Source organism: Nocardioides jensenii JCM 1364 = NBRC 14755 (assembly GCF_001552535.1).
Classification (GTDB): Bacteria; Actinomycetota; Actinomycetes; order Propionibacteriales; family Nocardioidaceae; genus Nocardioides; species Nocardioides jensenii.
This window is the reverse complement of record NZ_BCRJ01000008.1, coordinates 97518-108603: the sequence shown is the minus strand read 5'-3', so window position 1 is coordinate 108603 and position 11086 is coordinate 97518. Positions and strand designations below refer to the sequence as shown.

11 protein-coding genes are annotated in these 11086 nt (G+C 62.3%); 7 read left to right on the top strand and 4 right to left on the bottom strand.

What is annotated here, in order from left to right:
- The 4 genes from dbpB (NJ4_RS04815) to NJ4_RS04800 are packed head-to-tail and all read right to left on the bottom strand — an operon-like array spanning window position 1 to window position 3911.
- On the bottom strand, window positions 1–1107 hold the full coding sequence (gene dbpB, locus NJ4_RS04815; RefSeq protein WP_067430969.1) for a DGQHR domain-containing protein DpdB: 1107 nt from the start codon (window positions 1105–1107) through the stop codon (window positions 1–3).
- Complete coding sequence (gene dpdA / locus NJ4_RS04810; protein ID WP_067430966.1) at window positions 1100–2329, bottom strand: tRNA-guanine transglycosylase DpdA; 1230 nt, start codon at window positions 2327–2329, stop codon at window positions 1100–1102. The genes dbpB (NJ4_RS04815) and dpdA overlap by 8 nt, the downstream gene beginning before the upstream one ends.
- Window positions 2326–3462, bottom strand: a complete 1137-nt coding sequence (dbpB, locus tag NJ4_RS04805) for a DGQHR domain-containing protein DpdB (RefSeq protein ID WP_067430963.1) — start codon at window positions 3460–3462, stop codon at window positions 2326–2328. The genes dpdA and dbpB (NJ4_RS04805) overlap by 4 nt, the downstream gene beginning before the upstream one ends.
- Window positions 3459–3911 (bottom strand): hypothetical protein, encoded by a 453-nt coding sequence (locus tag NJ4_RS04800; protein ID WP_067430961.1) that lies wholly within the window; start codon window positions 3909–3911, stop codon window positions 3459–3461. Before NJ4_RS04800 ends, dbpB (NJ4_RS04805) begins: the two co-directional genes overlap by 4 nt.
- A 517-nt stretch (window positions 3912–4428) precedes the next feature.
- Here NJ4_RS04800 and queC point away from each other — a divergent pair.
- The 7 genes from queC (at window position 4429) to NJ4_RS04765 (ending at window position 11048) form a co-directional block, all read left to right on the top strand.
- Window positions 4429–5127, top strand: a complete 699-nt coding sequence (queC, locus tag NJ4_RS04795) for a 7-cyano-7-deazaguanine synthase QueC (protein ID WP_067430960.1) — start codon at window positions 4429–4431, stop codon at window positions 5125–5127.
- Window positions 5124–5759 (top strand): 7-carboxy-7-deazaguanine synthase, encoded by a 636-nt coding sequence (queE, locus tag NJ4_RS04790; RefSeq protein WP_067430956.1) that lies wholly within the window; start codon window positions 5124–5126, stop codon window positions 5757–5759. Before queC ends, queE begins: the two co-directional genes overlap by 4 nt.
- The gene (gene queD, locus NJ4_RS04785) at window positions 5756–6124 is read left to right on the top strand and encodes a 6-carboxytetrahydropterin synthase QueD (protein WP_245644455.1); all 369 of its coding nucleotides are present in this window, start codon (window positions 5756–5758) and stop codon (window positions 6122–6124) included. The genes queE and queD overlap by 4 nt, the downstream gene beginning before the upstream one ends.
- A gap of 4 nt (window positions 6125–6128) precedes the next feature.
- On the top strand, window positions 6129–6926 hold the full coding sequence (locus NJ4_RS04780) for a GTP cyclohydrolase I FolE2 (RefSeq protein ID WP_082748174.1): 798 nt from the start codon (window positions 6129–6131) through the stop codon (window positions 6924–6926).
- A complete protein-coding gene (locus NJ4_RS04775; RefSeq protein ID WP_067430951.1) occupies window positions 6923–9217 on the top strand; it encodes an AAA family ATPase in 2295 nt (764 codons plus the stop codon). Before NJ4_RS04780 ends, NJ4_RS04775 begins: the two co-directional genes overlap by 4 nt.
- 227 nt (window positions 9218–9444) lie before the next feature.
- Entirely contained in the window at window positions 9445–9909 is a 465-nt protein-coding gene (locus NJ4_RS04770) for a hypothetical protein (protein ID WP_157550724.1), read from the top strand.
- The gene (locus NJ4_RS04765; protein WP_067430947.1) at window positions 9906–11048 is read left to right on the top strand and encodes an ADP-ribosylglycohydrolase family protein; all 1143 of its coding nucleotides are present in this window, start codon (window positions 9906–9908) and stop codon (window positions 11046–11048) included. Before NJ4_RS04770 ends, NJ4_RS04765 begins: the two co-directional genes overlap by 4 nt.
- Window positions 11049–11086: the final 38 nt, after the last annotated feature.

Sequence of the window (11086 nt, the reverse complement as noted above, 5' to 3'; positions counted from 1 at the left end):
TCACCTCTTGAGGGCGCGGAGAAGGTGACTGGTTAGCACCTTGACGTCGTTGGGCGTGTTCTGGATGCCGTTCCAGCGACGGACTTGCTCTTCGCCGAAATCCCAGGTTCCGCTCGTCCACGCGCAGTGTTCGCCAAGGCGTCCAACCGTCGCCTCGAGGTTCATGCCGGCGAGTTCCGCCGTCGGGACACCGTCGGTGAGGGCGTCCATGACGTAGCCCATCGCCTGGACGCCCGCGCCATGGGTCAGGCGAGACTTGGTCGGGGGTAGTTCCCATGCAGTCGGGAAAGCAAGTTGCACGATGGTCCAGAAGTAGTTCAGGTGAAGGACCATCTGGTCAACGTCGCCGGATCCGTCTTCAGGATCGCGGTACTGATAGAGGGCGCCGTCGTAGAGGCTGTTCTCAATCATCTTCAGGACGCTGTTGTCCTTGATGTAGCCATCGGCCATGGTCGGGGTCGAGATGCGTCCAGCGAAGGGTGCACCGGCCGCTCGGTTGCCGAAGTTGAGTCGAGCCATGACCTCTGCGGGCAGTTGCTTCCGGGCGTACGCCGTCGGCAGATGACCCATCGTGTCTGGCAGCAGTTCGTGGATCAGACCCTTGGGGAGGGGCTTCGTGTTGTTCACGAGGATGAACTGGCTTCGCTGCTCAGCTTCGCCGTGGGCAATGAAGCCAACGGCCGCAATCCCAAACTCAGCGAGGTCAGCGTCGCGAATCGCTGCACTGCGCTGCTGCCCGTCCACGAGCCAGGCCGGCTTCTGATCCTCGGGCAACGACTCGTCGATCGGAATGACGAGCTCGCCGGCGGAAACGTAGTCGACCGAACTGCTAGTTCCGGACGCGACGAAACTCACGCGGTCGTCGAACGCAACGACGACCGCGTTCGGAAGCATGGCTCCATCAGACTCGAGGTAGCGCCGGATCGCCCTGATGTGGCTGAGAACCTCAGGACGCTGGTAGCCCTGGAGCGTGATGTCGTCTCGGTGAACACGACTGACTGTTGCGAAGTCATGGATGCGCTTGCCGTCGACCCCAAAGGTGTAGATGAACTGCGCACCTTGGCGAATTCGGAGGGCGGGCAGTCGCAGTTCGTAGCGATCAGCCATCTGTTCTCCCGTGCGATTTGAGTTGCGCCATCTTCTTGGCAAGGACTGACATGTTGTGGAAGCCGCGGCGCTTGTTTCGTTCGGTGCCGCGGAAGACCCCGATCTCGACGCCGTGATCTCTGCAGATTCTGCAGTCACAGCGGGTCCATGGCGCTGCCTCAAGCGTCTCCTCGTAGGCAGCTAGGTACGACTTCTTGGATTGGCAGATGATCTCGTACTCGCAGAGGCGGTCGAGACAGATCCGCCTTGACATGGACGACCCGTCGTAGCTGCGCAGCGCCTTTAGAGTCTCCCGTTCAGCGGTGATCGCGTCCTTCTGGCTCACATTTCCAGCAAGGATGGCGCGCTTCAAAGTGGGGTTTCCATCGACCTGTGGGACGCGGAGGGCAACGTAGGCGCGCTCGACGGTGTGGAAGTTCTTACGATCGTCCATGAACGCCTGGCGGAACGCTGACGTGCTATCGAAACTCGTGACGCCTAGGTCTGCGAAGTCGTCCATCGACTCCACGCGTGTGATCCCGAGCAGGTGAAGTTGCGTGCCGTTCTTGAGAACGTCTGCGATCGCCGTCAGGCTAGCGAGAATCTGGCTTGTCTTCAGGGGGACCATGCCTCCGAGCGCGATGCGCTGGTAGCCGAGATCCTGAAGCGCACTGACACTTTCGGCGTAGGACTCGGGACTCCAGCCTTGAGCTGCGCCCACAGGTTCGACGGAACTGCCGCGGTCACGGTTGAGGGCGATGAACTCTTCCGCCAACCGAAGAGTGAGTCGTCGACGTTCCTCCCAATCGGGGTTTACGTCGTCGCTCGATGGATCTTCCGTGAAGCCGAAGACCACGTGGTCCGTGCTCACGCCCGCGTCGAAGCCACACTCTTCGTAGAAATCGAGAGTCTGAGCCGCCGTGACCGGAGGAACTGCTTCATCGACGTAGTTGAATGCGCCGTTGTCGCCAAGCGCCTCAACCCCCGGCGGGAGTCGGAAAAACCTATGCACCCCCATTCGGTGGAGGCGCGCCCGTTGAGCAGTCGAATACTTCCCGGCGCCCTTGATTGATCCATCCACGATCGACTTGCTGACCAGGATGCCGTGGTACGGAGCTGCCGAGAGAACCTCGTGGGCATAGCGGTCATCGCGTTGTCGTACCCGGTGGGCCGGGTACTCGTCACGGAGGAAGTCGTAGGAAGGGCTGACCAGATCCTGACTGTCTGGAAAGTAGAACCTCACCTTCGGCCGGTCCGCTCTGCGAGGTATGTGCGGACGAGGTAGTTCGAGAGGGCGCTGATGTGCCGCGGGGTGTTCTGCAAGTCGTCCCACGGAAGTCCCAAGTCCTCCCAGACGCCGCTCGTCCAGCGACACTTCTCGGCGACAAGCGCGAGTTCGGCCGCAGCCTGCTGCTGAGCATCCGGATCATCGTCACGGACGTGTGTCATCACGCGATCCATTAGTCGCCCCATGGCGCGGATGCCGACTCCGCCCGTCAACCGCGACTTCGTCGCGGGTTTGCCCCAGGCTTCTGGGAACGTCTGGCGGACGGCGCCCCAGTAGGCGATGAGGACTCGGCGGATCCCTTCGGTGTCGGTCGAACCTGTGGCAATGTTGCGATAGGGGAACAGGACTCCCGAAGGCGATTCGATGGATTCGCGGATGGCTTCCACGAGGCTCGTGTCCGTCACCACGGCCGCCTTCTTCTGGCCCGTCGCCGTAGACGCTCGTCTGATTAGGCCGCGGAACGGTGAGTCGACGTCGTGATTCAGCATGTCGACTAGCGCGGACGGCAGTTGCCTTGTGGCCATGCGCGCCGAGGGCACACGGGAGATCTCGGGAAGCAGTTCGGTGACCAAGCCGGTCGGAAGCGGCTGCACCGTATTGACGCGCAGGAACTGCTCTCGCTGGACCTCAAGGTTCTGCGCCACAAAGCCGGCGACCGGCACTGGCAGGCGGCGGTTCTTGGTTCGCGCGAGGGCAAGGCTCCGCTGCTGCCCATCAACGATCCATGCTGGACGTGGCCCATCGTCATCGAGCGCAATCGGAATCTCGAGCGTTCCAGCGACGGCCAGTCCGTCGGTCGTCCCCGGTCCCCGGCTCGACTTGAACTTGACTTCTGGCGGCAGTGCAAGGATCAGCCCGTTGGGGAACACCGGGTTCTCGGAATCCAAATACTCCTGAATCTGTTTGACGTGCTTCTGCTTCTCAGGGCGTTGATAGCCGATGAGCTTGCCTGCCTCGTCCCGACCGATACGTGCTACGTCGGCCACCAAGTCGACCTCTTCTGCTGCGAGGGTGAAGAGGTAGAGCGGTGTGTCATCACTCTGAAGAACCTTGAGTGCTCGGCGCACCAGCCAATGCGGGTCAGTCACGATGTGGCCACTTTCTGGAAGAGCGTCGAGAACCGTCCTTGCTCGCAAGCCAGTCCAGCTTCGCGCAGAGACTTCAGCGCACTGGTCTTCGAGATGCCAGGGGTTCGAGCCCGCAAGGAGTCGACGAAATCAAGGACGCCGTCGTCGCTCAGTTGTTGCCTGTTGTAGACCTCGCGGTGTCGCTCACGATCGGCCCATGCGAGCCACGCGCCGGTGGCGTGTGGGCTGAACGCGCCTTGTTGCGACAGGCGAAGCCATTGGATCGCCATGCGAACGTTGAGGCTCGTGGCCGTACCTCCGAGAGAGCGTCGAAGCGCTCGGTCTGAAGCGATGCGATTGTCGTCTGGGACTTCCTTCGATCCCCCGAAGACGAGGAGTTCATCGGCCGCGAACCGGTCAGTCAGGTCCGTGGCGATGACGCGAGCGTAGTTCTCCGAGAGCACCCACATGGATCGATGCCGCCGCCCACGGGCGACATGTGGCAGCGCATCCCACCACTCTCGTGCTTCCGTGGTCGACGACGCGACGGAGTCTTCGTGGCCAGCGCTGAATGTTGCCGCGTAGGCGGGCGACCGATCTTGAACGGGCCGCAAGCCAAGGCCGGCCGATGCAACCAGCACCTCAGGCTCAAACCCGACCTCCCGCGCCGTCGAGATGAGGAGCTTGACCTGACTCCAACTCTCGCCCCTGTATAGGTCGAGGAGTGGAGTCGTCCCATGGGCGGCAGCGAGTGCATCACGCCATGTCCGGGCGCGATCGACTACCTGGCCTGGGGGAAGATTGCGAGCCATGAGTCCGTGGGTCGGGGTCGCTGACTTCCTGTCGGTGCAGGTGACGACGATCGTCAGTTTCTGTCGCGACATGACCTCTCACTCCAAAACTACGTGCCTTGTGCGGCTACTCTATCGTGTAGTTTCTGGTTCAGGCAGCAACCCAGAGCGTGTGTGGATAGGAGAGGTGTAGCGCATGAAGAGGAAAGCCGTCGTCCTGTTGAGTGGCGGTCTGGATTCCACCACGGTGCTCGCCATCGCCAAGGACCAGGGCTTCGAGCCCTACGCACTGAGCTTCCGCTACGGGCAGCGCCATGAGGTAGAGCTGGCCGCTGCGCAGCGCGTCGTTGCCGCCGCCGGCGTCGCGCGTCACGTGGTCTGTGACATCGACCTTCGAGTGTTCGGCGGCTCGGCGCTGACGGCAGATGTCGACGTTCCGAAGCATGTAACCGCTGACGAGATCTCCGGAGACGAGATCCCGATCACCTATGTACCGGCTCGCAACACAGTCTTCCTCTCCTTTGCCCTGGCCTACGCCGAAGTCGTCGGATCGACCGACATCTTCATCGGCGTCAACGCACTCGACTACTCGGGATACCCCGACTGTCGCCCCGAGTTCATTGCTGCCTACGAGCAGATGGCAAACCTGGCCACTCGGGCCGGTGTCGAGGGGAAGTCGCTGAAGATCCACACGCCGCTCATCGACCTTACGAAGGCTCAGACGGTCGAGATTGGCCAGCGATTGGGCGTGGACTACTCGCTGACCTCGTCCTGCTACGACCCCGACGCGGAAGGTCGCCCATGCGGTCACTGCGATTCCTGCCTCCTGCGCCTCAAGGGTTTCGCGGAGGCGGGCCTGACTGACCCCCTGACGTACCAGGAGTCGGGCACGTGACGTACAAGGTCAAGGAGATCTTCTACACGCTGCAAGGCGAGGGCACACACGCCGGCCGACCGGCGGTGTTCTGCCGCTTCAGTTCCTGCAACCTGTGGACCGGCCGGGAAGCCGATCGCGAACGAGCGATCTGCAAGTTTTGTGACACCGACTTCGTCGGCACCGACGGCGAGGGTGGCGGCAAGTTCGCCGATGCGCAAGCGCTCGCGGAGGCCGTGGCGGCGAAGTGGCCGGTGAACGGCGGCGGACAACCGATGGTCGTCTGTACCGGAGGCGAGCCCCTTCTGCAGTTGGACGTCGAGGCCGTGGAGGCATTCCACTCTCGCGGGTTCTACGTTGCGGTTGAAACGAACGGAACGGTCGCTCCGCCGCCCGGGATCGACTGGCTCTGCGTCAGCCCGAAGATCGGATCGGACCTCATCGTCGAGAAGGGCCACGAACTCAAGTTCGTTGTCCCGCAGGGCGGTGTCGACCCGACCGCGTTTGAGCACCTGGACTTCGAGAGCTTCCGAGTACAGCCGATGGACGGTCCAGACGTGGCCGCGAACACCGAGTTGGCCGTGAAGTTCTGTCTTGACCACCCGCGATGGCAACTGAGTTTGCAGACGCACAAGCACCTAGGAATACCGTGACCTACACCTCTGAGATCTACAGGGAGTTCACTTTCGAGTCGGCTCACAGGCTGCCGAACGTGCCTGAAGGCCACAAGTGCTCGCGTCTGCACGGTCACTCCTACCTGGCTGTCATTCATGTAGCGGGCCCGGTAGGCGAGGACACCGGGTGGGTGCAGGACTTCGGCGACATCAAGGCGGCGTTCAAGCCCCTTGAGGAACAGCTCGATCACCACTACCTGAACGAGATTCCGGGATTGGAAAATCCGACCAGCGAAGTGCTGGCCAAGTGGATCTGGGATCGACTGATCGACGTGCTTCCGAACATGACCGAGGTTCGGGTGCGTGAAACCTGCACCTCCGGCTGCATCTACCGCGGGGAGTAATCAGATGGCGCTGCCGGACATCCAGGACGAGTTCGACAATCGCGGGATCGAACTTGATCGAGTCGGCATTGCAGGCGTGCAGTACCCGATCCGATTCGACGATGGCTCAAGTCAGCATGCGGGAATCGCGACTTTCGACGTCACCGTCACCCTCCCGGCCGAGCGCCGCGGGACCCACATGAGCCGCATGGTGGAGGTCATTCACGACGAGCTTCAGGATCTGGAGCCCGACCGGCTTCCTCAGGCGCTGAAGGTCGCGGCGGACCGTCTCGACGTGGACATGGTCAGGGTTCGTGTTGGTTTGCCGATGGCGTTCCTCGTCCAGGCACCGGCGTCGGGCAAGCAAGCCTGGCAAGTCTGTGACGTTGAGTTCGCGGCGCAGTTGACCTCCGATGGTCCGGAGCTCGCGGTAACGGTTGGTACAGACATCACGAGCCTCTGTCCTTGCAGCAAGGCGATCAGCGACTACGGTGCCCACAACCAACGGAGCCGAGTGCGTCTCACCACCTTCGGGCGCGACGAAGACATCTACCCGCTAGACGTCGCGTCCGCTTTCGCCTTGATTCGCTCCGTCGGGTCGAGTCCGGTGTTTCCGATCATCAAGAGGCCCGACGAGCGGGTCGTCACCATGACTGCGCACGACCACCCGGCCTTCGTGGAAGACATGGCACGGGACCTCTCGCGTGCATGCCGGGAGCGTCGCGTCGCACACGAGATTTCGGTGAGGAACTTCGAGAGCATCCACAGCCATGATGCGGTGGCGAGTGTCCACTGGGCCCCGCAGGAACGGGTCGTGTCATGAGACTCAAGACGGTCTACGTGCGATTCTTCCGATCGCTGAACATCGACTACTTGCGGAAGTACCGGTCGGGCTCGGCGACGGATCGTTGGGACGTCGTAGGTCCCAACGACCAGTTCTATCCGTTCGTCAGACTGAACCTCGAGTCTGACGTCACGACGATCGTCGGAGCCAACGAAGCGGGCAAGAGCCAGTTTCTGACGGCAATCAAGTGTCTGCTCAACGGCACTGGATACGTGGAAGAGGACTTCTGCAGGTACTCGACGTGGTTCGCGGAGGACGATGGACCGCGACTGCCCGAGTTCGGTGGCGAATTCACGGATCTGACGCCTGACGACCTTGAGAAACTTGGGGCCCTTGCGGACTGGCAGGAGAAGGCGCCAGAGACGTTCCACCTCTTTCGGTTTCACGACCGGATTGTCGTTTACATCGGAGACGAGGAAGTAGTTGTCGACGACGCATCGGCTCTCGGGTTGCCCCGTGCGTTCGACATCGATGCCAAGGTCCCACTCCCTGACAGTGTTGAGATCGCGTACCTGGCCGCGAAGGGAGACCGTGTCTCACGAACCCGACGTTCCTGGCTAGAGCGAATGCGGTTTGTGGTCGAGAACCCGGAGGCGCTCGTTGCGCCTACCGACGGCACCACGCCTCGTCCGGCCTTCGCAGGCAAAGACGAGGTGCCATCCGAATCGACGTTGGCGCAGTGGGACCTCGCCAAGCGACTGCTTGTCGACGTTGCGGGGATCACCGCACACGACTTCGAGCAACTGAGTTCTGCTGTTCAGTCTTCCGATGCGTATGCCGAGGCTCTAGTCGCCAAGATGAATCGCAAGTTGGCCGACTCTCTTAATTTCCGCAAGTGGTGGACGCAGGATTCAGAGTTCTCTCTCCAACTCCGGCTCCGCGACTTCGATCTCGTCTTCACGATCCGTGACCGCACCGGCACTGACTACACCTTTCGGGAGCGAAGCCAAGGGCTGAAGTACTTCCTTAGCTACTTCGTCCAGTACCTCTCGCATGGCGAGACTCGGGATGAGGAGATCCTCCTCATGGACGAGCCGGATGCCTTCCTCTCCAACTCTGGTCAACAGGACCTTCTGCGCATTTTCCAAGCGTTTGCTCACCCCGAGGACGGCCGAGACCCGGTTCAGGTCATCTACGTAACCCATTCGCCGTTCCTTATTGACAAGAACCACGCTGAGCGCGTCCGAGTCCTTGAGAAGGGCGACGGGGAGGAGGGCACGCGGGTTGTACAGAACGCGGGACGAAATCACTTCGAGCCCCTGCGGACCGCGCTCGGTGGTTTCGTAGGTGAGAGCACGTTCATAGGGACATGCAACCTGCTCCTTGAAGGCCAGGCCGATCCCATTCTGCTCGCGGGCGCGAGCAATGTTGCCCGTAAGGTCGACCCGGTCGGTCACGCTCTCGACCTCAACAGTCTGACCCTTGTCGCCTGCGGCGGCGCATCCAACGTTCCCTACATGGCCTACTTGGCCCGTGGTCGAGATGAGGATAAGCCGGCAGTCATGGTGCTCGTCGATAACGACGACGACGGCCGCGACGCGGCCGATCGGATCAAGGCGACCAAGGGGCTCATTCCGCACGGGCTGGTGTTCAATGTCGCCGACTTGCCAGACGGCTCAACTCGGCCTGCAATCGAACTCGAGGACCTGGTCCCAGCAGAGCTCGCGAACGCCGCGGTTCTGCGGGTCGCTGAGCAGGTTCTCACGTCTGACGATTCCGCGCGGTTCAAGGCGTCGTGGAAGTCCGTCAAGCCGAAGGCGGGCAGCAAGTTGTTTAAGCTCCTTGAAGCCGGCGCCGAGGCTGCGAGCGTTGCAGCGGGGCTCGACCGCGAGCTTGAGATCCCAAAGGTCGCCTTCGCGCGAGCAGTTGCAGACCTGGCTTCAGAGAGCAAGCCAACTCAGGTTGTAGTGCGCGCCTACTACGACTCGTTTGCTCCGCTGATCGAACTCATCAACCTCAAGCAGCGTGAAGCTGACCGCCTTCAGGCCGGCGTGAAGGTATCCACCATCATCAAGCGGCTGCGCAAGGCCTTCATCGACGACCACCCAGGGGATGTTCGGAAGAACGCCGTCACCGGTTTGCTTGAGGCGTTGGTGTCGCAACTCCCGGCGGATCCACTTGCCGACGGTGTTCTGGACAAGATTCGTGCGATCCAGCGCGACTTCAAGTTGGCGGACGAGCCTCGGTCGCTCGTTGACAGCCCGGACACGCTGCGCGACGCGCTAATGAGCTTGAGTTACGCCCCCACGCACGCGGTTCAGGACGCGTAGTCGTCGGCAAGGTCCGACAGTCGTGGGCGCTTGGGATCCCGGACCTAGGTAGCGCTCGGCTCTGAGCAAGTTCTGTCGGCGCCTGCGGTTACGGTAAGCCCGATATGAGTGAAACCTATTGCCACCTCTGTGACGCTGACCCTTGCTACTGCGGGCAGCACGGTCAGGTCGCGTACGTCCAGCACAAGACATTCGAGCGTGGTGCTCCCAAGGGTCTAGACGCCGCTGTGCGGGAGTTCGTGCTGTCCTCGCACGAGGCGGGTGTCCGCGAGAACTGGACTGGATGGCTGAACCGAATCGTCGAGCACTTCGGCGAGGAAGACGCGCCCCGCCCGGTCTGGAACCGGGTCAGTAATGACCTTCAGAGGGAGTGGCTGCTAATCAGTCACCCGGCGCACGACGGCCCGATGATGCCTCCCGCCAGCTACCCCGAGGTGCGGCGGCTCTCACTCCCAGATGCCATAGCTGAGGTTGAGCGACTGATCGACAGCGGTGGGTGGGCGGTAGGAGAGAAGGGTCTGAGGCTTTGGCAGGTTGTCGAGCGCATCGGAGACGTCCTCTACATCTCCATCTATGAGGCGCTTCACGACATGAACGGGCGGAATCATCGAGTCACCACTGTGTCGCCTGGTGGCAATCCGTCCCAGTTCTGGTACGTGCGGCCGGAGCTCTCCACGAGCGGTGCCGCATGACCACTGGTCGGGTGCCCGAACGACAGGAACTTGAGAGCTATCGCTCTCGCGTCCGCGGCTGCCTTCTGGGCGGCGCGGTCGGCGACGCGCTCGGTGGACCGGTGGAGTTCTGGAACCTGGAGCGGATCCAGCGCGAGTGCGGACGAGATGGCGTCAAGGAGTACCTGCCCGAAAACGTCTCGGGCGCCCGCGCGTACGGCCGTATCACCGACGACACCCAGATGACGCTCTTCACCGTCGAGGGCATGATCCGTGCTTCGGTCCGGCAGGACCGCGGCCTCGGCTTCACTGCTGGGGTACTCCACCACGCCTATGACCGATGGCTCGACACCCAGCTTCAGAGCGGCCCGGACGGCGAACGAGACGGCTGGCTCATCAACGAACGATGGCTGTACTCCCGCAGAGCGCCAGGCAACACGTGCCTCTCGGCACTCGAAGTGCCGCGAGGCGGCCGACGCAAGCTTGAGCAGTTCGGCGCGGAAGCGACCAACATGTCTAAAGGATGCGGCGGCGTCATGCGCAGTGCTCCATTTGGGCTCGTCCCGCACTGGGTCTGGCCATCGGATTGGCAATTCGACTCAGCAGCGCAGGCTGCCGGGTACACGCATGGCCACTCGACCGGTCAGATGGCGTCGGGGGCGCTGGCCGTTCTCATCGGCGCGATCATGCGTGGTTACAACCTGCCACGGGCGATCGACGAGGTGGAGAGCCAGCTCCGCGCCCGCCATGGCTCTGCCGAGGTCTACCAGGCGATCAAGCAAGCTACTGAGGTCGCGCGCAGGGGTCCGGGGCCGGAGCACATCGAGTCGCTAGGCGGCGGCTGGGTAGCGGAGGAGGCGCTTGCGATGGCGATCTACGCCTCGCTCGTCTACCAGGAGCCCGGTCAGCTGCTCGACGCACTGTCGCTCGCGGTGACCCATTCCGGCGACAGCGATTCCACCGGCGCGATCTGCGGCAACATCCTCGGTGCCCTTCATGGGGAAACGGCGTTGCCTCCTGAACTCGCATTCGAGGTCGAAGGACGCGACACGATCCTTACGCTGGCCGACGACTTCATCTACGAGTTCACCGCCAGCGAGCGGCTGCACGGCGAGTACGGGCCGAGCACGAGGTGGACCGAGCGCTACCCGGGCTGGTGACCGCCGGGAGATTCGACAGGTCATCAGAACGTCAGTCT

Bases quoted from the DNA above. Each gene is read 5' to 3' on its own strand.
- dbpB (WP_067430969.1), bottom strand. From the start codon at position 1,107: ATGGCTGATCGCTACGAACTGCGACTGCCCGCCCTCCGAATTCGCCAA.
- NJ4_RS04800 (WP_067430961.1), bottom strand. From the start codon at position 3,911: ATGTGGGTGCTCTCGGAGAACTACGCTCGCGTCATCGCCACGGACCTG.
- queC (WP_067430960.1), top strand. From the start codon at position 4,429: ATGAAGAGGAAAGCCGTCGTCCTGTTGAGTGGCGGTCTGGATTCCACC.
- NJ4_RS04780 (WP_082748174.1), top strand. From the start codon at position 6,129: ATGGCGCTGCCGGACATCCAGGACGAGTTCGACAATCGCGGGATCGAA.
- NJ4_RS04775 (WP_067430951.1), top strand. From the start codon at position 6,923: ATGAGACTCAAGACGGTCTACGTGCGATTCTTCCGATCGCTGAACATC.
- NJ4_RS04765 (WP_067430947.1), top strand. From the start codon at position 9,906: ATGACCACTGGTCGGGTGCCCGAACGACAGGAACTTGAGAGCTATCGC.